This is a genomic window from Streptomyces sp. NPDC031479, from assembly GCF_055581065.1.
On sequence record NZ_JBVIKC010000004.1, the window covers coordinates 280,705 to 303,819 of the forward strand.

At 73.3% G+C, this 23,115-nt stretch carries 16 protein-coding genes and 1 pseudogene; 6 read left to right on the plus strand and 11 right to left on the minus strand.

From position 1 onward, the window contains the following. Window positions 1-13 precede the first annotated feature (13 nt). Both ACZ5D2_RS07660 and ACZ5D2_RS07665 read left to right on the plus strand, forming a co-directional pair. Window positions 14-1,399, plus strand: coding sequence for a hypothetical protein (locus tag ACZ5D2_RS07660; RefSeq protein WP_371680128.1), 1,386 nt, complete (start codon window positions 14-16; stop codon window positions 1,397-1,399). A 10-nt stretch (window positions 1,400-1,409) separates the two neighbouring features. Next, window positions 1,410-3,116, plus strand: a complete 1,707-nt coding sequence (locus ACZ5D2_RS07665) for a thiamine pyrophosphate-binding protein (RefSeq protein WP_468927926.1) — start codon at window positions 1,410-1,412, stop codon at window positions 3,114-3,116. 9 nt (window positions 3,117-3,125) lie between these two features. Here ACZ5D2_RS07665 and ACZ5D2_RS07670 read toward each other — a convergent pair whose 3' ends face one another. From ACZ5D2_RS07670 to ACZ5D2_RS07690, 5 genes and pseudogenes are all read right to left on the minus strand, one after another. Continuing rightward, complete coding sequence (locus tag ACZ5D2_RS07670; RefSeq protein ID WP_468927928.1) at window positions 3,126-6,287, minus strand: thioesterase domain-containing protein; 3,162 nt, start codon at window positions 6,285-6,287, stop codon at window positions 3,126-3,128. 258 nt (window positions 6,288-6,545) lie between these two features. Next, window positions 6,546-6,876, minus strand: a pseudogene (locus ACZ5D2_RS07675) (hypothetical protein); the annotation flags it as partial. Window positions 6,877-6,979: 103 nt separating this feature from the next. Next, window positions 6,980-8,116 (minus strand): calcium:cation antiporter, encoded by a 1,137-nt coding sequence (locus ACZ5D2_RS07680; protein ID WP_371680125.1) that lies wholly within the window; start codon window positions 8,114-8,116, stop codon window positions 6,980-6,982. 103 nt (window positions 8,117-8,219) lie between these two features. Continuing rightward, on the minus strand, window positions 8,220-9,776 hold the full coding sequence (locus tag ACZ5D2_RS07685; protein WP_371680124.1) for an acyl-CoA synthetase: 1,557 nt from the start codon (window positions 9,774-9,776) through the stop codon (window positions 8,220-8,222). An 18-nt stretch (window positions 9,777-9,794) separates the two neighbouring features. Next, window positions 9,795-10,901: an NAD(P)H-dependent flavin oxidoreductase gene (locus ACZ5D2_RS07690; RefSeq protein ID WP_468927933.1), complete on the minus strand. Its 1,107-nt coding sequence runs from the start codon at window positions 10,899-10,901 to the stop codon at window positions 9,795-9,797. A gap of 146 nt (window positions 10,902-11,047) precedes the next feature. Between ACZ5D2_RS07690 and ACZ5D2_RS07695 the strand changes: the two genes are divergently transcribed. Further along, window positions 11,048-12,874 (plus strand): serine hydrolase domain-containing protein, encoded by a 1,827-nt coding sequence (locus ACZ5D2_RS07695; RefSeq protein WP_468927936.1) that lies wholly within the window; start codon window positions 11,048-11,050, stop codon window positions 12,872-12,874. A gap of 50 nt (window positions 12,875-12,924) precedes the next feature. On the opposite strand, the gene ACZ5D2_RS07700 is transcribed toward ACZ5D2_RS07695, so the two are convergent. Together ACZ5D2_RS07700 and ACZ5D2_RS07705 are read right to left on the minus strand one after the other, a co-directional pair. Then, window positions 12,925-13,302 (minus strand): VOC family protein, encoded by a 378-nt coding sequence (locus ACZ5D2_RS07700; protein ID WP_468927938.1) that lies wholly within the window; start codon window positions 13,300-13,302, stop codon window positions 12,925-12,927. A gap of 9 nt (window positions 13,303-13,311) precedes the next feature. Beyond that, window positions 13,312-13,941: a TetR/AcrR family transcriptional regulator gene (locus ACZ5D2_RS07705; RefSeq protein ID WP_371680120.1), complete on the minus strand. Its 630-nt coding sequence runs from the start codon at window positions 13,939-13,941 to the stop codon at window positions 13,312-13,314. An 82-nt stretch (window positions 13,942-14,023) separates the two neighbouring features. Between ACZ5D2_RS07705 and ACZ5D2_RS07710 the strand changes: the two genes are divergently transcribed. Together ACZ5D2_RS07710 and ACZ5D2_RS07715 are read left to right on the plus strand one after the other, a co-directional pair. Then, window positions 14,024-15,190 (plus strand): FAD-dependent monooxygenase, encoded by a 1,167-nt coding sequence (locus ACZ5D2_RS07710; protein ID WP_371680119.1) that lies wholly within the window; start codon window positions 14,024-14,026, stop codon window positions 15,188-15,190. 74 nt (window positions 15,191-15,264) lie between these two features. Continuing rightward, entirely contained in the window at window positions 15,265-15,711 is a 447-nt protein-coding gene (locus ACZ5D2_RS07715; protein WP_371680118.1) for a nitroreductase family deazaflavin-dependent oxidoreductase, read from the plus strand. A gap of 33 nt (window positions 15,712-15,744) precedes the next feature. Here the strand turns inward: ACZ5D2_RS07715 and ACZ5D2_RS07720 are convergent, their stop codons facing one another. The 4 genes from ACZ5D2_RS07720 to ACZ5D2_RS07735 form a co-directional block, all read right to left on the minus strand. After that, complete coding sequence (locus tag ACZ5D2_RS07720; protein ID WP_371680117.1) at window positions 15,745-17,352, minus strand: phytoene desaturase family protein; 1,608 nt, start codon at window positions 17,350-17,352, stop codon at window positions 15,745-15,747. After that, entirely contained in the window at window positions 17,349-19,466 is a 2,118-nt protein-coding gene (locus ACZ5D2_RS07725) for a serine/threonine-protein kinase (protein WP_371680116.1), read from the minus strand. The genes ACZ5D2_RS07720 and ACZ5D2_RS07725 overlap by 4 nt, the downstream gene beginning before the upstream one ends. Further along, window positions 19,448-20,389 (minus strand): oxygenase MpaB family protein, encoded by a 942-nt coding sequence (locus ACZ5D2_RS07730; RefSeq protein WP_371680115.1) that lies wholly within the window; start codon window positions 20,387-20,389, stop codon window positions 19,448-19,450. Before ACZ5D2_RS07730 ends, ACZ5D2_RS07725 begins: the two co-directional genes overlap by 19 nt. A 125-nt stretch (window positions 20,390-20,514) precedes the next feature. Then, entirely contained in the window at window positions 20,515-21,996 is a 1,482-nt protein-coding gene (locus ACZ5D2_RS07735; RefSeq protein WP_468927973.1) for an aminopeptidase P family protein, read from the minus strand. A gap of 161 nt (window positions 21,997-22,157) precedes the next feature. Between ACZ5D2_RS07735 and ACZ5D2_RS07740 the strand changes: the two genes are divergently transcribed. Then, window positions 22,158-23,099: an NAD-dependent epimerase/dehydratase family protein gene (locus tag ACZ5D2_RS07740; RefSeq protein WP_371680113.1), complete on the plus strand. Its 942-nt coding sequence runs from the start codon at window positions 22,158-22,160 to the stop codon at window positions 23,097-23,099. The last annotated feature ends 16 nt before the right edge of the window (window positions 23,100-23,115 follow it).

The window sequence follows — 23,115 nt, forward strand, 5'->3', positions numbered from 1 at the left end:
GCAGGAGATGGCCATGTCCGCACCCGACCATGCAGGCCACCACGCAGGCCACCCCGGCCTGGAAGACCTTCTTTCCCGTCCGCTCTGGGAGACGGTCTTCAAACGGCGCACCCACCGCGTCAGCAGGGGCGCGTCCGTGCCGGCCGGGTCGATGAGCTATCGATCCGAGCACCGGCCGGAGCCGCTGGGCGAGCTTGAGGAAGCGGTGCTCATCGCCCTCACCGGCTCCTCGGGACTCACCATGCCCGACCGCCCCTTCGAGGACCCGCGCGATCACAAACCCATCATGGCCAAGCCGAACCTGAACATGACGGGGCGGACCGCGGGCAGCCCCGACAACGCGCAGGCCACCCACTTCTTCATGATCAACGACAGTGGCACGTACTACCTGAGGAAGCTGCCTCCCTCCCCGGACCATGCCTTCGATCCCGACACGCTGATCGAACGCGCACGCCAGTCGAAGGTCCGGGTACTGGACCGCCGCCTGGACGTCGCCGAGGGGATGCGCGACTTCCCGGCGTACCTCGACTCCAACCGGTTCCTGTCCAATCGCCCGGGCACCACGCTCTTCCTGCCGGTGGTCGATCTCTCCCATCAGTACATCAACGCGCTGATGTACCTGCTCACCCAGCCCGAGGGAGCTCGGCCCACGCCCGTCGACGACCGCAACTTCTACCGCCCGGCCGGGGTACGCAAGTGGGTGCGCAGCGGCTTCCTCAACCCCGCGATCAAGATGCCGCTCGGTTCTCTGGGGCCGATGCGTACCCAGGTCGAAGCCGACCTGCTGCTCCAGAACATGATGCTGGTCGCGGACGCCATGGGACTCGGTGCCTGGATCCACGCGACGGTCAGCCCACAGATCATGCTGGGCGACCCGAAGTTCTCGCGCACCTACGGCCGCATGCTGGGCTTCGACTTCGTCACGCCGAAGTTCCGCCCTGCCGACATCCTCCGCTGGCAGGTGCCGCTACCGAAATACGCCGAGCTGCGCGCCCACCCGGTGGGGCTGCGGGCCGATGGCGAACACCTCATCAAGGGCGCCTGCCCACCCAACTACCCGTCGATGCACGACGCCGTCGATTCCGTCGTCCGTTCCAAGTTCGGGGAGAACGGCATCTACGCGGACAAGGATCTGTTCGCCCGCATCTACAAGAACGACTACGCGCAGCGGTACCTCGCCGAGGCCAGTGAGTACGACCGGCAAGTGATCGAATGCGCGCGGGACATCTGCGTGTACATCCACGAGACCCACGGGCGGTTTCCGGCACACACCGACGCCATCCATGTGCCCGGCATCTGGCTGCAGGCGCACCACGTCGAATCCGAGTACTACGACCGGTTCTTCCAGAACGGCCTGACGGAAGCGCACCGCCGGCACACCTCGCGCTGGGACGGATGAGGGAGACCCGATGAGAGTCTACGAGGCCATCGTCAAGGGGCTGGAAGGCATCGGGGTACGAGCGGCCTTCGGCGGTGCCGGGGAGAACGCGGCGGGTCTGATGCTGGCGCTGAAGCATTCGCGGCAGATCCGGCCGGTCATCACGCGACACGAGCAGGCCGCGTCCTTCATGGCCTGCGGCTATGCCATGTACACCAATCGGCTGGGCTTCTGCTTCGCGACGGCCGGGCCGGGCGCGTTCAACCTGTTCTCGGGGCTGGCCGTGGCCATGTCCGACTCCTATCCGGTCCTGGCCGTCTCGGGGTACGCCACCATGAAATGGCGCGGATGGGGCTCGCTCAACGAGACCTCGGGAGTGAACCGCACGCCCGACTCCCAGGCCATGTTCGCGGCCACGACCAAGAAGTCCTTCCTGCTCACCGACATCGCCGACACCTGCGACGTCCTTGAGGAGGCGGTCAACATCGCATTCGAGGGAAGGCCCGGGCCCGTGCACATCCACGTGCCCGAGGACCTGACCCACCACGGCGTCGAGGTCACGAACTTCCGGCCGCTGAGGCTCGACGTGAAGCCGGTCCTGCCGGACCCGGCACGGGTGGCGGAGATCGCGGCCGTACTCGCGGACGCCCTGGCACGGGGGAAGCGGATCGTGGCGCTCGTCGGCTTCGGTGCGGTACGCAGCGGGGCGGGACCGGAGATCGAGCGGCTGATCGAGCGGTTCCAGATCCCACTGCTCACCACCCTGGACGGCAAGGGCATCGTGTCCGAGGGACACCCGCTCGCGGTCGGCGTCTTCGCCGACAGCGGCCACTCCAGTGCGTGGAAGGCCTTCCGCCAGGCCGACGTCGTGCTGTGCATCGGCAATTCCCTCAATCAGCACGCCACGTTCAATTACCGCGAGGACCTGTTCGAGAACAAGCTGCTCATCCATGTGAACATCTCCGAGGGCGAGTTCCGCAAGGCCTACCGGGCCGACCACACCCTGTTGTCCGACGCGCGTCCCGCAGTGGCCGCCCTGGCCGACGCGCTGGAGCGGATGGTCGGCGAAGTCCCGGCGGTCGAGATCGACCGCCGGGACTACGAGGCCCGGAAGATCACCCACCTGACGGGAAAGATCCACCCCGGAGAACTCGCGCAGTCGATCGGGCGCATGCTGCCGCCCCGGGGCGTCCTGCTCGCGGACGCGGGCGCCCACGTGGCGTGGCTCGGGTATTACGTGGAGCTCGAACAGGGGCAGAACTTCCGCAAGGCCGGCTCCTTCGGGCCGATGGCCGGACACGTGAACGGAGCCCTCGGAGTCAAGGTCGCCCACCCGGACCGGACCGTCGTCGTCGGCTGCGGCGACGGGTGCTACTCGCTGTCCGGCTTCGAGCTGATGACCGCCGTCGAGCACGAGATCCCCGTCATCTGGGTCATCTTCAACGACGGGGAATTCAAGCTGATCAAACTCTTCCAGATGGTCACGTACGCCGAGTCGGGCCTTGTCGAGTTCCAGAACCCGGACTTCGCTTCGTACGCCCGTGCATGCGGCGCGGACGGCTACCGGGTGGAGACGCTTGAGGAATTCGAGGACGCGTTCCGCGCGGCACTGGCCTCCGGCCGGCCCACGCTCATCGACGCCGAGATCACGCGATGGGCCCTGCCGCACTACAGCCCGTCACCGGACGGCGTGATCGACGGCCTCGTCGAGACCCTCGAAGCACGCTTCCGAGACTGACGGCCCCCGTCAGCGAGTCATCCCCGCGCGCCCGCAGGCCTGCTGCGCGGCGGCGAGCCGGGCGGTCAGCGGCGAGACGTTCCCCACTCCTTCACCCTTGAGCCTCGCCAGTTGGTCGTCCAGGTCCTTCTTGGCACTGAGCGACAGCACCCAGCCCAGGGGCGCCTGCGCTCCCGGGCCGCGTACGTTGGCGAAGGTGAGGTAGTCAGGGCAGCCGAAGGCTTCCAGAGCCCGCTGGCGCACGGTCGACTCGGCCGCCGACACCGCGGCGGCCTTGCCCTTCGTCGGCACCAGCAGTTCCCGGGGGCGGCCCGGTGCGGGGGTCGACGCCACACTCGTATAGCCGTTGTCGATCTGGACCAGCACCACCTCCACCGGCCGCGCCGCGGTGCCGGCGGCCGGCTTGCAGTCCGCGCCACCCGTGCCCCCTGCGACCCGCTGGTTGTGGCAGGCGCTCAGATGCTCCAGCTGCTCCCGGAGATCGGTGGCGGTCATGCTGCCCGTCGCGTCGACATAACCCCCGTCGATCACGGACAGCCCCGCCCCGGTGTGGTGGCAGGCGTCGCCGGTGAGCCGGCCGGACGGCGTGATGAAGGGGAAGCGCGCCGAGAGCAGGGCGGCGGTGGACCGGTTGACGTCCTGTTTTCCGCAGAGGAATCCGCTACGCAAATCGATCAGGGTAGGACTGCCCTGCCCGGCCTGTGCAGGCCGCGGTCCCCGCGTCTTCTGGCGGGACTCCTCAGGGCGCTGCCTGCACGAGGTGGATCCAACGGGCTGGTCGAAGGCCCCGAGCTGAAGGGCGGAGGTGAGCACGCGGCAACCGCTCTCGGCAGCGGCGCCGTTGAGCAGCGCCAACGGGGTCCACGTGGTGGTGGATCCGTCGGAGGACGGCTGCCAGGTCGCGTAGAACGGCTGCTCCAGCTCCTTCTGCCGGTGTTCCCAGGACTGTTCCAGTACGGCCGCCCGGTCCTTGCCGGGGAAGCCGACGAACGCTCGCGGCAGGTCGACGAATGCCATCCAGGCGAGTGCGCCGGAGAGATGGTCCTGCCCGAAGACCTTCCTGTGGCTCGGATCGCCGTCCGGCGCGTCGGGCGAGGTCCGTGCGATCCAGGAGATCGATCCGAGGCTGCCTCCGGAGACACCGCTGACCGCGAAGACCGGGGCCCGTCCGTCCGACGGTGTGCAGGAGGCTCCTGCGGCGGGAGTGACCGGACCCGGTGGAAAGAGCCAGTCCAGCACGGAGGCGGTCCAGTAGGCCGCCCGAATGCCACCGCCCGATGCCGCGACGATCACCAGTGGCACGGGCTGCTTCGTCCCCGGGCCCGCTGCGGCATCGGCCGGGGACGGCACCGTCGCACAATTGGCGGCGGCCCAGCGCTGAAACGCCGTGTCGAGGTCCACGTCGACCAGGACCGGCGCCCCGGCCTCCTCCCGGACGCGCACCTGGTGGTGGCCCTTGGCATCGACGAGCGAGCCGAGGAGGAACCAGGCGATCAGCAGTACGAAGACCGGGGTGCGGTCCAGCTTCAGGGCCCGGAATCCTGCGACCGGAGTGGCCCGTTCGGACCAGAGCTGCAGTTCGTTCAGGAGCACGAGCACCACGCCGAGGAACACCATCAGCACGGCCATCGGCCCCGCCCAGACCGCCAGGTTCCATGCCCGGTCCGTGACGAGCGTGACCGTACAGCCGACCGCGAACGCCCCGAACAGGGCGGCCAGGACGACATACAGCTCATCCCTGCGGTTCTGCGTGTCGGGTTCCTTCGCCCAGGACCAGTGCCGCTCGGCCCAGTCCAGCAGGTACGGCAGCAGAAAACCGACGGCGGCCGCCAACAGCCCGAGGACCACGAGGAGGACGGCGGACCAGCGGCGCGGGCCGACGATGGCCGGTACCACGGCGGACCGGACGGCGAACACCCCGAGGGCCAGGAGCGGTAGCGCCGCGAGCCACCGCGCGATGCTCCGCAGGTTCCTCCTCGGATCGCCGACGATCAGGGCGGCCCGCCCCTGCGCCCTTGCCTTGGCCACGTCGGCTCCGGGATCCACCGCCGCGTCGCCGAGGCGGAAGGGCGCGCCCGCGATCCAGGACAGGACGAAGACGAAGCCGAGCACCATGGCCAGCCCGAGCAGGCTACGCAGCCAGAATCCGAGGACCGCGCAGACGACGGCCGCTCCCGCCACCCACCACTGATGGACCGGAGCGAGCGCGGAGTCGCGGGTGAGGGCGACGCGGTGCACGCTGCGCCACAGCAGCAGCGACAGCAGGAAGACCGCGACCGGTGTGGCGATGGCGGTGGCCCAGTGGTCGAGCAGGCCGAGCAGGGCGTCCGGCACCTGGTCGGTCCCGACGCCGACGATGAACAGCAACAGTACGGCCGACACGAAGAGTTGTACGCGTACCACCACGAAGTCCCGCCAGGGCACCGTTCGGAGCACCCCGGTGTGCAGGGTCAACACGATCAGGAGCAGCAGCGCCAGGCCCACGAACGCCCACTTGGCGAGGGCGGCCCAGCCGATGAGCCGGCTCAGGAAGTCGATCGTGCCCGGTGACGGGCTGCGCCCGGTCAGCATCCACTGCCCGGTGTCCTCCGCCACTTCCGCCGACACCAGCACACAGGTCAGGATCACGAGCCGCGACCGCTTGGTCGCCCAGCAGAGCGTCGTACTCGTCGGGTCGTCGGGCTGCGAGGCCGGAGGACCGCACGGAATCCTGGCGCGCAGGGCGGTGAGGGCCGCGTACAGCAACCAGACGTAGAGCAGGACGAGTACCGCGTCGAGGCCGACGTACCACCGGATCAGCAGCCGCGCCTCGTCGCCGCCGGCCTGCGGTGCGGTCGCGGGCCGGGGCTGGCTCGTGAAGGCGTTCAGGCAGGTCTCCACCCGTGGCCCCGGCCCGGGATCGTCGTACGGTCCCCGCACGGCGGCCACCGCCCGCCGGTCGGGCATCGCGTTGAACCAGACGCACCACGCCGTGCGTGCGTCGGCGGCGGCCTGCTCGGAGAGGGGATCGAGTGCGACCAGGCTGCTCCAGGTCGCCGCGGGGTGGTCCGGTGCCTCGATCCGGCCGAGCCCCGCGTCGATCCGCCCCAACGCGATGAACAGCATCGCCGACAGCACCAGCGCGGGCACCACCAGCCACCTCGGCGCCCACTGCTGCGATCCTTGGGGCATGGCGTACTCCCACTCGCTCGACGCGCCCATGATGGTCGCCGGGATCACCAGGGCGGAAGCCGCCGAACGGGTACCGGCAACGCCGGGGTCGACGGCGTGTGCGGACGGCAGCGGCGCCGGCTGCCGCCTTGCCGCCGATCAACGACGGGTACGCCCCCGCCATCGCCCTCGACGGGTCCACGACGTGGACCGTGCGGCTCTGCCAACGCCAGGACGCCGATCACCCCGCCACACCGCTGCCGCACCCGTGGCTCAGGGAGCGAGGGCGGCGGCGATGGAGCGGACCTGCTCGTAGCCGGTCATGGCGAGGAACGCCGGGGCTCGGCCGTAGGACTTCATGCCCACCGGGTAGACGTCCTTCTCCGGGTGGGAGAGCTGACCTCGTCGACCGGATCCAGTCGGCGGCGCCGCCGCCGAAGGTGGGGCCGCTGATGCCGCGACGGAGGATCCAGGTGGCGTGCGTCCCGGTGCCGTCCTCCGCCTTCGCAAGGTCGGCGAGGTGGGCCGGAGCGGTGAAGGCGGAGCGGTGAAGGCGGAGGAGGCCCGGCTGTTCTCCCGGGAGCGGTGGGTGACCTCGCGGTTCTGCGAGCGGGACATCCTCACCTCTCCGCACCTGAGGGTGGTCTGGCCGCGCGAGCGGCGCTGAACCGGCCGGGCCGGCCCCTCCCCCGCCGGGGAGGGGCCGGCCGCGGTCACGGGCTGACGGCCAGGAACAGGTACGCGGCCAGGATCACGAGGTGCACTCCGCCCTGGAGGAGGGTCGCCCGGCCGGGCGCGATGGTGAGGGCGCTGACCACGACGGTCAGGGCGAGCAGCACCATGTGGATCGGCCCGAGGCCCAGCAGCAGCGGGCCGGAGAGCCAGATGGAGGCGAGCGCGATGGCCGGGATGGTCAGGCCGATGCTCGCGATGGCCGAGCCGTACCCCAGATTGAGGCTGGTCTGGACGCGGTCGCGGCGGGCGGCGTTGACGGCGGCGAGGGTCTCGGGGGCCAGCACCAGCAGGGCGATGATGACGCCGACGACGGCGTTGGGCAGGCCGGCCTTGGCGACGCCCGCCTCGATGGCGGGCGAGACGGACTTGGCGTCGCCGACGACGGCGACGAGTGCGACGAGCAGCAGGCCGAGGCTGATCAGGGTGGCGCGGACGGTGGGCGGCTCGGCGTGGCCGCCGTCCCCGCCCCCGCCGGCCCCCTCGGCCCCCGTGCCCCCGGAGGAGCCGGCCCCGGTGGCCACGGGCAGGAAGTAGTCCCGGTGGCGGACCGTCTGGACGGCGATGAACAGCCCGTACAGGGCGAGCGAGGCGACCGCGGCGAAGGTCAGCTGGGCGGTGGAGAACTCCGGACCCGGCTTGCTGGTGGTGAACGTCGGCAGGACCAGGCTGAGGACGGCCAGGGTCGCCACGGTGGCCAGCGCCGCACCGGAGCCCTCGGCGTTGAAGACGGCGACCCGGTTGCGCAGGGCGCCGACGAGCAGGGACAGGCCGACGATGCCGTTGCAGGTGATCATCACTGCGGCGAAGACCGTGTCCCGGGCGAGGGAGGCGGTCTTGTCGCCGCCGTCGGCCATCAGGGTGACGATCAGGGCCACTTCGATGACCGTGACGGCGACGGCCAGGACGAGCGAGCCGAAGGGTTCCCCCACCCGGTGCGCGACCACCTCGGCATGGTGCACGGCCGCCAGCACCGCTCCCGCCAGACACAGGGCGACCAGGCCCACGGCGAATCCGGGCAGTTCCCGTCCCCAGCTGAAGACGAGCGCGATGAGCGCCACGACGGGGACGATGACGGTCCAGTCGGTCAGGGGTGATTTGCTCGTTGCCGTACTCATATCAGCCAACTTGCCAGAAGTGTTCTCCCGGTGCGGCGCATACCGCCTCCCGGGGGCGCTGACGTGGCACTTCTCACGCGGCCCCCGGGCGTGGCGAGCCCGTTCAGACGGCGCGTTCCCGGCCCTCCCAGTAGGGGTCGCGCAGCCGGCGCTTGTAGAGCTTGCCGTTCGGGTCGCGGGGCATCACCTCGATGAAGTCGACGGACTTCGGGCGCTTGTAGCCGGCCAGCCGGCGCTCGCAGTGGCCCAGGATCTCGGCGGCCAGCGCCTCGCCCGCCTCGAAGCCCTCGGCGGGCTCGATGACGGCCTTGACCTCCTCGCCCCAGGAGTCGTGCGGGATGCCGAAGGCCGCGGCGTCCGCGACCGCCGGGTGGGTGAGCAGGGCGGATTCGATCTCCGCCGGGTAGATGTTCACCCCGCCCGAAATGATCATGTCGATCTTGCGGTCGCGCAGGAAGAGGTAGCCCTCCTCGTCGAGCAGCCCGAGGTCGCCGACGGTGAAGAAGTCGCCGATGCGGTTCTTCCGGGTCTTGCCCTCGTCCTTGTGGTAGCTGAAGCCGCCGGTGTTCATCTTGATGTATACGGTGCCGAGTTCGCCCGGGGGCAGCCGGTTGCCGTCGTCGTCGTGGATGGCGAGCTCGCTGATCGGCCAGGCCCTGCCGACGGTTCCCGGCTTCTTGAGCCAGTCCTCGGCGGTGGCGAAGGCGCCGCCGCCCTCGCTCGCCGCGTAGTACTCCTCCACGCAGCGGCCCCACCAGTCGATCATCGCCCGTTTGACGTGGTCGGGGCAGGGGGCGGCGCCGTGGATGGCGTGCCGCATGGAGGAGACGTCGTAGGCGTCCTTGGTGGCCTGCGGGAGGGCGAGCAGGCGGTGGAACTGGGTGGGGACCATGTGGGTGTGCGTGCAGGCGTGGCGGTCGATCAGGCGCAGCATCTCCTCGGGGCTCCACTTGTCCATCAGCACCAGCGGGTGCCCGATGTGCAGGGACGCGCCCGCGAACTGGAGCACGGCGGTGTGGTAGAGCGGCGAGCAGACGAGGTGGACGTTGTCGTCGAAGGGGCGGATGCCGAAGATCCCGAGGAAGCCGCCCAGGTACGTCTCCTCCGGGAGCTTGCCGGGCAGCGGGCGGCGGATCCCCCGGGGGCGGCCGGTGGTGCCCGAGGTGTAGTTCATGACCCAGCCGAGGGTGCGGCCGTCCGGGGGCGTGGCGGGGTGCCCGTCGAGCAGGTCGGCGTACGGGCGGAAGCCGGGGACGGCGCCGACGGCGTAGCGGTGGTCCGCGGGCAGGCCGGCCTCGTCCGCCGCGGCGGTGGCGGCGTCGGCGAAGCGCTCGTGGGCGACGAGGACCTTGGCGCCGGAGTCGGACACGATCCAGGCGATCTCGGGGCCGACGAGGTGGTGGTTGACCGGTACCAGGTAGAAGCCGGCCTGTGAGGCGGCGAGGTAGGCGGTGAGGAACTCGACGCCGTTGGGCAGGACCACGGCGAGGACGTCGCCGCGCTCCAGCCCGGCCGCCCGCAGGCCGTGGACCAGCCGGTTGACGTCGGCGTGCAGCCGGCCGGCGGACCACGCCTCGCCGTCGGGGGTGACGAGGACGGTCCGGTCCGGGTCGGCGCCCGCCTGGGCCCAGAATCCGTTGGGACGCTGTGGGTCGGTCATGACGGTGGCGTTCCTCTCTCAGGCCCGGCCGGCGATCCGGCTGATCCGGTCGATGGCGCGTTCGAAGCCGGCGGTGAGTTCGTCGAAGACGGCCCGGACGCTGCGCTCGCTGTTCATCCGGCCGACGATCTGGCCCACGGGGGTGCCGAGCAGCGCCTGGACCTCGTACTTCTGGATCCGGGAGACGGCTTCGGCGACGAGCAGGCCCTGGAGCGGCATGGGCAGCGGGCCGGGGCCGTCCGGGTCGTCCCAGGCGTCGGTCCACTCGGTGCGCAGCTGGCGCGCGGGCTTGCCGGTGAGGGCGCGGGAGCGGACGGTGTCGCCGGACCCGGCGGCGAGGAGCTTCTCGGTGAGGGCGCGGGAGTGCAGGTCGGCCTCGGTGGTGGTGAGCCAGAGGGAGCCGAGCCAGGCGCCCTGGGCGCCGAGGGCGAGGCCGGCGGCGATCTGCTCGCCGCTGCCGATGCCGCCGGCGGCCAGGACCGGCAGCGGGGCGACGGCCTCGACGATCTCCGGGACCAGGACCATGGTGGCGATGTCGCCGGTGTGGCCGCCGGCCTCGTACCCCTGGGCGACGACGATGTCGATGCCGGCGTCGGCGTGGCGGCGGGCGTGCTTGGCGCTGCCGGCGAGGGCGGCGACGAGGACGCCGTGTTCGTGGGCGCGGGCGATGACGTCGGCGGGCGGGGAACCGAGGGCGTTCGCGAGGAGTTTGACGGGGTAGTCGAAGGCGACGTCGAGCTGGTTCCGGGCGACCTGTTCCATCCAGCCGGTGATCCGCCAGCCGGAGGCCTCGCCCTCCGGCAGTTCGGGCACGTGGTGTTTGGCGAGGGTGTCCCGGACGAAGGCGCGGTGCCCGGCCGGGATCATCGCCTCGATGTCCGCCTCGCCGATGCCGTCGACCGCCTTCTTGGCGGGCATGACCACGTCGAGCCCGTAGGGCTTGCCGTCGGTGTGCTCCTGCATCCAGTCGAGATCGCGCCTGAGGTCGTCGGGGGCGGTGTAGCGGACGGCGCCGAGGACGCCGAATCCACCCGCGCGGGTGATGGCCGCGGCGACCGCCGGGAAGGGCGTGAAGCCGAAGATGGCGTGTTCGACTCCCAGTTTCCTGCTCAGCTCCGTCTCCATGGCCGTGAGGATGCCGCAGGGCACCGTCCGAGGGAAGAGGTTTTCTGATGCAGTGTCAGATTCTTTGACGGCCGGTCGGTGCGGAGGGTGCGCGGCGGGCGGGCAGATAGCCAGTAGCGTGCGCGGGCAGAACAGGAGGGCCGGACATGGGCGGTTCGGGTACGGGATCAGGAGCGGCCGGGAGCGGTGGCGCGATGAGCCGCAGACGACTGGGGGCGCGGCTGCTGGCGCTGGGCGGGGTGCTGGTCCTGCACGCCGCGCTGCCGGGGCAGGGCGCGGGTGCGGCGGGCGGCGGCGCGGCCGAGCGGCGGGCCCTGCAGGGGCTGCGGCTGCGCTACGGCTCCGCCCGCCAGGCGGGCTTGCTGGAGCGACACCTGGAGGGAGTCGCGGAGGAGGCCCGGCGCTTCCTCGGCCCCTCCCCCGAACACCCCTACTACGCCGGGGCCGTGGTCCTCGCGGGACGCGGCCGTACCGTGGCGCTGCACCGCGCGATGGGCGACGCCGTCCGGTACGCCGACTACGACGGGCGCACCGACCGGCCGCGGGAGTTCCCCGCCGCAGAGCGGATCGCGATGGCCGAGGACACCGTCTTCGACCTCGCCTCGCTGAGCAAGCTCTTCACGTCCATCCTGGCCGTGCAGCAGATGGAACGGGGCCTGCTGGAACTGGAGGCCCCGGTCGAGCGGTACCTGCGGGAGTTCACCGGCGGGGGCAAGGAGGCCATCACCGTCCGGCAGCTGCTGACGCACACCTCGGGGCTGCGCTCGTGGGCGCCGTTCTACCAGGAGTCCACCCGGGCCGGACAGTTGAGGCTGCTGTGGTCGGTGCGCCCACAGGACACCCCCGGGACCGTGTACCGCTACTCCGACCTGAACCTCATCACACTGCAGCTGCTCCTGGAACGGATCACCGGTCACACACTGGACGTCCTGCTCCAGGAGGAGATCGCCATCCCCCTCGGGATGCACCGCACCCGGTACAACCCGCCGCTGTCCTGGCGCCGGGTCACCGCCGCGACCGAGGTGCAGCGCCCGCCCTGGTCGGGCCTGGACCGGGGACTGGTGTGGGGCGAGGTCCACGACGAGAACGCCCACGCGCTCGGCGGGGTCGCGGGCCACGCCGGGGTCTTCGGCACCGCCTGGGACCTGGCGGTCCTCTCCCGCGCCCTGCTCGACGGCGGGGCCTACGCGGGCCGGCGCATCCTGCGTCCCGCCTCCGTCGAGCTGCTCTTCACCGACTTCAACACGGCCTTCCCCGGCGACGACCACGGCCTCGGCTTCGAGCTCTACCAGCACTGGTACATGGGCGCCATGGCCACCCCGCACTCGGCGGGACACACCGGGTTCACCGGCACCTCGCTGGTCCTTGACCCCTCCACCGACTCCTTCCTCGTCCTGCTGGGCAACTCCGTCCACCCGGTGCGGACCTGGCGGGCGGGCAGCGCGCCGCGGGTGGCGACCGGCAACCGGTTCGCCCGGGCGGTGCCCGTCCGCACCCGGCACGGCGGACCCGCCTGGTACTCGGGGATGGAGACCGCGGGATCCGGCACCCTGACCCTGCCTCCCCTCACCCCGGCGACCGCCTCGGCCCGGCTGCGCTGCGCCGTCTGGTGGGACACGGTGCCCGGTGCGGGCGCCTTCCACGTGGAGGCGTCCGCCGACGGGGCGGCGTGGGAGCCGCTGCCCTTCACCACCGTCCGCGCCACGGGCGGCAGCCCCGAGTCCTGGCCGCAGGGCAGCGCGGGCGGCTGGTCGGGGCGCATCTGGCACCGTCTGGAGGCCCCGCTGCCCGGCTGGGCGGGCCGCGAGGTCAGGCTCCGCTTCCGCCACGCCGCGACCGGCCGCTACGTGGGGCGGGGGATCTACGTGGACGTCGTCCGGGTGGCCGAACCGGCCCGGCTCCTGTTCTCCGAGGACCGGCCGGCGGACGCGGCCCGCGTGGAGGCCGTCGGCTGGACCCGCTCGGCGGACTGAGGGCGCCACCGGCGGGCCGGAGCCGCTCCGGCCCGCCGGCTCCGGCCCGGTCAGCCCCCGACGAGGCAGAAGGGATGGCCCGCGGGATCGGCGAAGACGCGCCAGTCGCGCTCGGGCGGCCCCTGTTCCAGGAGGCGCGCGCCGAGGGCGAGGACCTGCTCCTGACCGCGGTCGAGGTCCGGGACGGCGAGGTCGAGGTGGAACTGCTGCGGCCGTTCCGGGTCGGGCCAGCTCGGCGGCCGGTGCCCGACGGCCCGCTGGAAGCACAGCACCTGCCCGTTCGGGGTGTGCAGCGTGGCCCAGTCCTCGTCCACGGACCAGCGCCGGTCCGGGCGGTTGACCTCCCCGCCCAGCAGGCCCGCGTAGAACTCGGCGAGCCCCAGGGGCTCCGGACAGTCCAGCACCACGCACTGCAGTTCGGCAATCATGACCGCAGCCTACGGCGCGGCCAGAGCCGCATCGATCATGAGCCGGGCGGTGCGGGCCAGTTCGGCGGGATCCGGCGCCGGACGCGTTCCCGCCAAGGCGCCCGCGAGGCGGTCGTAGAGCAGTCCGTCCGTCCAGGCGGCCAGCAGCTCGGCCTGCTCCCGCGGCCGCTCGGCACCCAGCGCCCCGAGGAGCCCGGCGGCGCGCGCCCGGACGGCCAGGCCCTCGCGGAGCAGTTCGGGGGCCGTCTCCGGCGAGCGGGCGGCCTCCAGGCTCAGTTCGAAGCGGGCCAGCTGGCGCTCCCGCCCCCGGGTCAGCCACCGGTACAGGAGCGCGCCGAGCGCCCGCGCCGCCGTGTCCCGGTCCCACGGGCCGGGTGCGCGGGCGTCTTCCTCGAAATCGGCGAGGTCCAGCTCGGCCAGCCGCCGGTAACAGGCGCCGACCAGTGCGGCACGGGTGCGGAAGTAGTACGAGGTGCTGCCCGCGGGCAGCCCCGCGGCCGCGTCGACGGCCCGGTGGGTCAGGCTCCGCAGTCCGCCGGCCGCGACCAGGCCGATCGCGGCGTCGGAGATCAGGGCGCGTCGGTCCGGGGCGGGCGGGGTCCGCGCGTCGGCCGGGCCGCCGGATTCGGGGGTGGACATGCCGTCACTCTACAGCTGTAGAGTGACGGCATCGCCCTCTACGGATGTAGAGGACGAGGAGCCGACATGGGGAGGCCGCACCATGGACGAGAGTCCGCGTCACGCCGTCGTCGCGGGTGCCGGGATCGGGGGGCTCACCGCCGCCCTGGCCCTGCACCGCCACGGCTGGAGGGTCACCGTCTGCGAGCGGGCGGCCGGGCCGACCGCCGCGGGGGCGGGCATCGTGCTCGCGCCGAACGCCCTGCGCGCCCTGGAGGCGATCGGGTTCGACGCGGGACGGGCGGCGGGCCGCGCCGCCCCGGCCGCCATGGGGGTGCGCCGCCCCGGCGGGTCATGGCTGGTCCGCGCCGACACCGCCTCGCTCACCGCACGCTACGGCCGGCCCCCGCTCGCCGTGCACCGGGCGGCCTTCACCGGCGCCCTGGCGGACGCGCTGCCCGCCGGGGTCCTGCGCCACGGCACCGCCGTCACCGGCGTGGACACGGCCGACGGGCGCACGGTGGTCCGTACGGACGCCGGGGAGATCCCCGCCGACCTGCTGGTCGCCGCCGACGGCATCCACAGCCCCCTGCGCCGCCGGTGCTTCCCGGACCACCCGGGGCTGCGCTACAGCGGGGAGACCGCCTGGCGCACCGTCCTGCCCGCCGGGGGGCCCGCCCTGCCCGGAGCCTTCGAGACCTGGGGCCGCGGCCGGCGCTTCGGGGCGGTCCCGCTCTCCGACGGCCGCGTCTACGCCTACGCCACCGCCGTCGTCCCCGAGGGCCACCGCCCCGCCGACGTACTCGGCGAACTCCTGGACCGCTTCGGCGACTGGCACGACCCGGTCCCGGACCTGCTCGGGCGGTTCGACGCCGGGGCCGTCCTCCAGCACGACCTGTACGACCTCGCGGGCCCGCTCCCCCGCCTGCACGACGGCCGGACGGCCTGGATCGGCGACGCCGCCCATGCGATGACCCCCCACCTCGGCCAGGGCGGCTGCCAGGCGATCGAGGACGCCGTCGTCCTGGCCCGCCTGGCGGCCGGAGCGGGCGGGGTGCCCGCCGCGCTCGCCGCCTACACCCGGGCCCGCCTCGCCCGCACCGACGCCATCCGGCTCCGCGCCCGCCGGGCCGGCCGGCTCTCGATGCTCTCCAACCCCCTGGCCGTGGCCGCCCGCGACCTGGCCGTGCGCCTCCTGCCGGCCGGTGCCGCGCAGCGCGCCCTGGACGACCTGTACGACGGGTTCACCCTCCCGGAGCAGCCGGAATGAAGACCGTGCCCGCCGGCGTTCGCACTCGTTGTCGGGACTGCTGACCGTTCGACACGAAGGCAGGCGGAAAACACATGACGACCGAGATCGACTGGGAACACCCCACCGACCCGAGGGCCGGGAGCTGGCAGCTGGACCACGTCAGGCTCTACGTCGGCTCGAACGGGGCCGAGGGCCATCACTGGAACGGCACCCAGACCCTCCTGCTCACCACCGTGGGCCGGGTGTCCGGCAACCCGGTGCGCACACCCCTCATCTACGGCGAGGCCGACGGCCGCTACCTCGTCGTCGCCTCCAAGGGCGGGGCGGACGAGGCCCCCCTGTGGTACCGGAACCTGACCGCCGACCCGCGGGTGCGCGTCCAGGTCGGCTCCGAGGTCCGCCAGGGGACCGCCCGCACCGCCACCGCCGAGGAGCGCGCCGCGTACTGGCCTCTGATGGCCGGTCACTGGCCCGCGTACGACGAGTACCAGGCGAAGACCGACCGCGAGATCCCGATCGTGGTGATCGAGCCGGTCTGACGGGGAGCGGGGCCGGGCCCGTAGGCCGCCCGGTCAGTGCCCCAGCACCGCCATCGCGGCGTTGTGTCCGGGGACGCCGCTGACGCCGCCGCCGCGCACCGCGCCCGCGCCGCACAGCAGGACGCCCCGGTGCGCGGTGGCCACGCCCCAGCGCCCGGCGGCGTCCGTGTCCGTGTCCGCGTCCGCGTCCGCGTAGGGCCAGGACAGGTCCCGGTGGAAGATGTGCCCGCCGGGCAGGCGCAGTTCGCGCTCCAGGTCCAGCGGGGTCTTGGCCTCGATGCAGGGCCGGTCGTCGGCGTCGAAGGCCAGGCAGTCGGTGAGCGGCTCGGCCAGGTGGGCGTCCAGCTGGGCCAGCGTGGCCGTCAGGAGCACCTCGCGGGCCTGCTGGTTGTCGTGCCCGAACAGCCGCGCCGGGGTGTGCAGCCCGAAGAGGGTGAGCGTATGGCAGCCCCGCTCCGCGAGCTCCGGCCCGAGGATCGAGGGGTCGGTCAGCGAGTGGCAGTAGATCTCCGAGGGCGGTACGGACGGCAGTTCCCCGGCGGCGGCCTCCGTGTGGGCGCGGCGCAGCTGCTCGTACCCCTCGGCGATGTGGAAGGTGCCGCCGAAGGCCTCGCGGGGGTCCACGGAGGCGTCGCGCAGCCGGGGCAGCCGGCTCAGCAGCATGTTGACCTTGAACTGGGCCCCTTCCGGGGCCGGGGCGGCCGGGTCCGGTTCCTCCCCGAGGAGTTCGGCCAGCGCCCGGGGCGAGGCGTTGACCAGGACGTGCCGTCCGACGACGGTGCCCTCCCCCACCGCCGTACGGAAGGTCACCTCGGCGGGCGCGGTCCCGTCGGTGTGGATCCGCAGCGCCTCGTGCCCGGTGACGATCTCGGCGCCGGCCGCCCGTGCGGCGTCGGCGAGCGCGTCGGTGAGGGCGCCCATGCCGCCGACCGGGACGTCCCATTCGCCGGTTCCGCCGCCGATGACGTGGTAGAGGAAGCAGCGGTTCTGGACGAGCGTGGGATCGTGGGCGTCGGCGAACGTGCCGATCAGCGCGTCGGTGAGGGCCACCCCGCGCACGAGGTCGTCGGCGAAGCGCTCCTCCAGGGCCACGCCGATGGGCTCTTCGAACAGGGTCCGCCAGGCCGTGGCGTCGCCGATCCGGTCCCGCAGCGCCGACCGGGTGGGCAGCGGTTCGGTCAGGGTGGGGAAGACCTTCCCGGCGACCTCGGCCGTCATGGCGTAGAAGGCGCGCCAGTTGTCGTACTCCCGCTCCGAGCCGGTGAGGCGGGCGAAGGACTCCCGGGTCCGGTCCTCGCCGCCGCCGACGAGGAGTCCGCCGGGGGCGCCGCCGCGGACGTGGGGGGTGTACGAGGACACCGTGCGCCGGCGGACCCGGAAGCGCAGGCCCAGATCGCGGACGATCTTCGCGGGGAGCAGGGAGACGAGGTAGGAGTAGCGCGAGAGGCGGGCGTCGACCCCGGCGAAGGGCCGGGTGGAGACGGCGGCCCCGCCGGTGTGCCCCAGCCGTTCCAGGACCAGCACCGAGCGGCCCGCGCGGGCCAGGTAGGCGGCGGCGACCAGGCCGTTGTGGCCCCCGCCCACGATCACCGCGTCGTACACCTCGTGCGCGAATCCCCGGGAGACCCTCGTGGCTGTCATGGCTCTTGGTAGCACACCTGGCCGAGCCGCTCCAGACAGTGTGCCTCGTCGGCGTGGGCCAGGGCGGTGTCGGGGTGCTCGTCGCCCAGGGACCGCTCGCGGATGCCGGACAGGTCCCGGTAGATGGGCAGGGCCTCGTCCCAGCGGCCCAGGCGGCCCAGCCCCACCGCGAGTTCGCGCCGGCTGACCAGGGTGTCCTGGTGTTCGGCGCCCAGGGCCTTGGCGCGGGCGGCGCCGACCGCGCGGGCCTCGGCCACGGCCTCCTCCCAGCGGTCCAGCCGACCGAGGTTGACGCCGAGGACGTGGCGGGCGCGCAGGGTCTCCGGGTCGGAGGCGCCGTAGGCCCGGGTGCGGTCGCGGACCAGGGAGCGGAACAGGTCGAGGGCCTCGGCGGCGCGGCCGGTGCGGCCGAGCGCGATGCCGGTCTCGTAGCGGGCGGCGAGGGAGTCGGGGTGGTCCCGGCCGAGTACGCGCTCCCGTACGGCGGCGACGTGGCGGAAGCCGGTCAGCGCCTCGCCCCAGCGGCCCAGCCGGCCGAGGGAGTAGGCGGCCTCGTAGCGGGTCCGCAGGGTGTCCGGGTGCTCGGCGCCCAGGACGGCGGCCCGGTCGGCGGCCACCTCGGCCGCGGCGCCGTGGGCTTCGGCGTGCCGGCCCAGGGCGCTCAGGGCGCAGGCCAGGCTGTGGCGGCAGCGCAGGGTGTCGGGGTGGCGCGGGCCCGCGGTGCGGACGAGGGCGGCGAGCACCGCGCGGTAGGTCTCGTACGCCTCGCCGTGCCGGCCGAGCCGCCCCAGCTCGTACGCCTCCTCCTGGCGCGCCGCGAGGGTGTCGGCGTGGTCCGGGCCCAGGAGCTTCGCCCGCCCCTGGGCGACGGCCGCGTAGACGGAGAGGGCCTCCTCGGGGCGGCCGGCGCGGCTGAGGACGAACGCGCGGGTGTGCCCGGCGTCGAGCGCGTCGGGGCGGTCCGGACCGGGTGCGGCGGGGGTGGCTTCGAGCCCGCGGACGGGGGTGAGGCGCGGGTCCTCGGCGGGCGCGGGCCGCAGGATCCGCTGCTCCCCCGAGGCCGCGACCGGGCCCGTACCGGCGCCCGGGGCGGAGCCCGTGGCGGATGCCGCGGGGCGGGCGGCGGTCCAGGAGCCGGTGAGCACGGCCCACTCCCCGGACGCGGGCCGGGCGTCGATGCCGGCCTTGCGTCCGGCGGTCATCCCCGCGGCCCACGTGGGCAGCGGCGGGTGCGCGACGGTCGGCCCGGCGGCGCCGGAGCGGCCCTCGACGAGGCGCCGGTGCAGGTGGCGGGCGTCGCCGGGGCGGTCCTCGGGACGCTTGGCCAGGAGTTCCAGGACGAGCTGCTCGAAGTGGGCGGGCAGCTCGGGGCGGTGGTCGCGCAGCGGTACCGGGACGTTGTCGCGGTGGCCGACGAGCACGGACCAGGAGTCGCCGAGGTCGAAGGGCGGGGCTCCGGTGGCGATCTCGTAGAGGACGCAGCCGAGGGAGTAGAGGTCGCTGAGGTGGTCGACCTCGCCGCCCGCGATCTGCTCCGGCGACATGTAGTGGGGGGTGCCCATGGCCATGCCGCCGCCGGTGAGCTTGGCGGTGAAGCCGATGTCGTGGGCCAGGCGCGCGATGCCGAAGTCACAGATCTTCACCGTGCCGTCGGTCAGCCGCATGATGTTCGCGGGCTTGAGGTCGCGGTGGACGACGCCCTGGTCGTGGGTGTAGCCGAGGGCGGCGGCCATCTGCTCGGCGATGTCGAGAACCACGTCGACGGGGAGCGGGCGCGCCTCGTTGTCCTCCATCAGCTGGCTGAGGTTGCGGCCTTCGAGCAGCTCCATGACGAGGTAGAGGGGACCGCCCGCCGCGCTGTCGTCGCCGAAGTCGTGGACGACGGTGACGCCCCGGTGCTGGAGCGAGGCCGCGACCCGGGCCTCGCGGCGGAAGCGCTCGCGCAGGACCTGGGTGAAGTGGGCGTCCTGTTCGGGCCCGATGGGCTTGAGGCACTTCACCGCGACCTGACGGCCGAGCGATTCGTCGCGGGCGCGCCACACCTCGCCCATGCCGCCGCGCCCGATCAGATCGAGTGACCGGTACCGGCCCTGGATCAGTCTGGACTCCGCCATGTCTTAAAGCCGCCCCCGTCGTCGTGCCGCGCCCTCCTCGGCCGGTCCAGTATGGCCGCTGGTATACGCAGTGTGTACGCGGAGGGGCGGCTCCCGGGGCCCAGCCGGCGCATCGCTTTCAAGATGTGACCTGGAGGCAGCCGCCAGCGTAGACCTGCGGGAATGCTGCGCAACACGCGACCCGTGAGGCGCAGGCGCCGGGTGACGTCGCGCGGGGGCGGAGCGGTGCGCCCGTAGAGCCGGTGCGCCCAGTCGGGGAGGGTCCCGTAGGCGATTCCGGCGATCGGTCTCCACAGCAGGTTTCGGCCAGGGACGAGGAGGGGGTGGACGGGCGGGGCGCGCAGGAAGTCGTCGACGGCGCGGGCGTCGGCCCCGGCCGCGAGGCGGGGGCGGACCTCCTCGAAGTACGCGGCGAGCGCGGCGGTGTCGGCGGGCACGTCGGCCGGGTCGAGGCCGACGAGGCGGGCGTTCACCCGGTTCTCGTCCACGTAGCGGTCGGCCTGGTCGGGGGTGAGGGGGACGCCGGAGCGGAGCAGGACGTGCAGGAAGCTGTCGATCTGCGCGCAGTGCACCCACAGCAGCAGTTCGGGGTCGTCGACGCGGAAGCGCTCCCCGGTGTCCGGGTCGGTGGCGGACAGCCGGCCGTGGAGCGCCCGGACCCGGGCTCCGGCCCGCTCGGCGTTCTCGGTGGTGCCGTAGGTGAGGGTGCCGACGAAGTCGGCGGTGCGCAGCAGCCGGCCCCAGGCGTCCCGGTGGAAGGAGCTGTTCGCCATCACCGCGCGCACGGCGCGCGGGTGGAGGGCCTGGAGGTAGAGCGCGCGGACGCCGGCGATCCACATGACCGGGTCGCCGTGGCACTGCCAGGTGACGGACCCGGGCCCGTAGAGCCCCGGGTCCGCACCCCCGTACGGAGCTGCGTTCATGGCCCGCCTCCCGCCGGGGAGCCTACCCGGGCGGGGGCCGGCCCACCCGTGGGACGTGGTACCGGCGGATCCGCCGGGTGGCGGGGCCCTCCCCCGGTCGTCGCGGCCGCTCGGGGGGGGGGGTGTCAGGCCCGCAGGGCGGCCATCCAGGACTCGACCTCGTCCGACCGGCGCGGCAGGGCCGCCGAGAGGTTCTCGTTGCCGTCCTCGGTGACGAGGATGTCGTCCTCGATCCGGATCCCGATGCCGCGGTACTCCTCGGGCACGGTCAGGTCGTCGGCCTGGAAGTACAGTCCGGGCTCGACGGTGAGCACGACGCCGGGTTCGAGGACGCCGTCGGCGTACGTCTCGGTGCGGGCGGCGGCGCAGTCGTGGACGTCGAGGCCGAGCATGTGGCCGGTGCCGTGCAGGGTCCAGCGGCGCTGCAGGCCCAGCTCCAGGACCTGCTCCAGGGTGCGTTCGCCGAGCAGGCCCCAGGCGAGGAGCCGTTCGGCGAGGACCCGCTGGGCGGCCTCGTGGAAGTCGCGGAAGCGGGCGCCGGGCCTGACGGCGGCGATCCCGGCCTGCTGGGCGTCGTGCACCGCGCCGTAGACCGTGCGCTGGAGCGGGGAGAAGGTGCCGCTGACGGGCAGGGTGCGGGTGACGTCGGCGGTGTAGAGGGAGTGGGTCTCCACGCCGGCGTCGAGCAGCAGCAGGTCGCCCGGGCGGACGTCGCCGTCGTTGCGGATCCAGTGGAGGGTGGTGGCGTGCGGGCCGGCGGCGGCGATGGTGCTGTAGCCGACGTCGTTGCCCTCGACGCGGGCGCGCAGGAAGAAGGTGCCCTCGACGTAGCGCTCCGAGGTGGCCCCGGCCTTGTCGAGGACCTTCACGACGTCCTCGAAGCCGCGCACGGTGGAGTCGACGGCCTTGCGGAGCTCGCCGATCTCGAACGCGTCCTTGACGCGGCGCATCTCGGAGAGGAAGACCCGCAACTCCTCGTCGGTCGCGGCCGTGACCTTGTCCCGCAGGGCCTTCTCGATGCCGGCGTCGTGGCCGCGCAGGACGCGGACCGGGCCGGTGGCCTCCGCGAGGGCGGCGGCCAGGTTCCGGACGTCCGCGCAGGGCAGGCCGAGGAGCCGCTCGTTCTCGGTCAGGCCGGCCCGCCGTCCGTCCCACAGCTCGCCGCGGGCGGACAGCCAGAACTCCCCGTCCGCCCGGTCGGAGCGGGGCAGCAGGTACGCGGTGGACCGGTGGCCGCCGTCCTCCCCGGGCTCCAGGACCAGGACGGCGTCCTCGGTCTGGTCGCCGGTCAGGTACACGTAGTCCGAGCAGGCGCGGAAGGGGTGGTGCGTGTCGTTGGCGCGGACCAGCAGGTTGCCGGCGGGTATCACCAGGCGCTCGCCCGGGAAGCGGGCGGAGAGCGCCGCGCGCCGGCGGGCGGTGTGGGCGGCCTGCGGGAGGGGCTCGATGTCGTGGCGCTCGGTGTCGGCCCAGCCCTGCCGCATGTTCGCGGCCAGCTCCTCGCTCACCCCCCGCCGACGGCCGCGGCCCTCGCTCCGCTCCGCTTCCCCGGCCCGCGCGGCCTCCTCTGCCCCGGACGTCGGGTCCCCCTCACCGGACTGCCGGATTTCGGACGAACGCTCGGTCACAACCGCCTCCTGAATTCGATCCGTTCACCCTCAAAACCCACCGAACCCCTCCCTTGATCGCAAGGGGTCTCCGCCATCGTGGCACGAGCCCGGCCCGAGGGGCCGGGAGTGACATGGGGTCCGCGCGCTAGGGTTCGCACGTGAGTTTCTATGTCGTCGTGGGATTCGGGCCCGCCGGTGCGGCCACGGCCCGGCTGCTGGCCGGGCGGGGACACTCGGTACGGGTCGTCACCAGATCGGGCCGTGCTCCGGAACCCGGCATCGAGCACGTCGCGCTGGACGCGGCCGACGGCGTCCGGCTGACCGAGGCCGCCCGGGGCGCGGCCGCCGTCTTCGGATGCGCCGCACCTCCCTACCACCGTTGGGCGGGCGAATGGCCCGCGATGACCTCGTCCCTCTGCACGGCCGCCGAGGAGACCGGGGCCGTGCTGGTCATGCTCGGCAACCTCTACGGCTACGGTCCCGTGGACGGCCCCCTGACCGAGGAGCTGCCGCTCGCGGCGACCGGCCCCAAGGGGCGGGTGCGGGCCGCCGCCTGGGAGACGGCCCGGACCCTGCACGAGCAGGGCCGCCTGCAGGCCGTGGAGCTGCGGGCCTCGGACTTCTTCGGCCCCGGCGTGACCGACGGCGGGCACCTGGCCGGCCGGGTCGTACCGCAGGTGCTGCGCGGCAGGCCCGTCTCCGCCCTCGGCGACCCCGACGCCCCGCACAGCTGGACCTACCTCCCCGACGTGGCTGCCGCGCTGGTCGAGGCCGCGGACGAGGAACGCGCCTGGGGGCGGGCCTGGCACGTACCGACCGGGCCGGCGCTGTCCGTGCGGGAGATGGTCGGCCGGCTCGCCGACGAGTCGGGCACGGGGCCGGTCGCCGTACGCGGACTGCCGTCGGCCGTCCTGGGCGCACTGTCGCTCTTCTCCCCGCTGATGCGTGAACTCAAGGAGATCCGCTACCAGTTCGACCGTCCCTTCGTGGTCGACTCCGGCGCCTGGGAGGCGGCCTTCACGGTGCGGGCCACGCCCGTCGACGAGCAGGTCAAGACGACGGTCGAGTGGTGGCGCGAACGACTGTCCGCCACCGGGTGACACCCGTGTCGAAGAG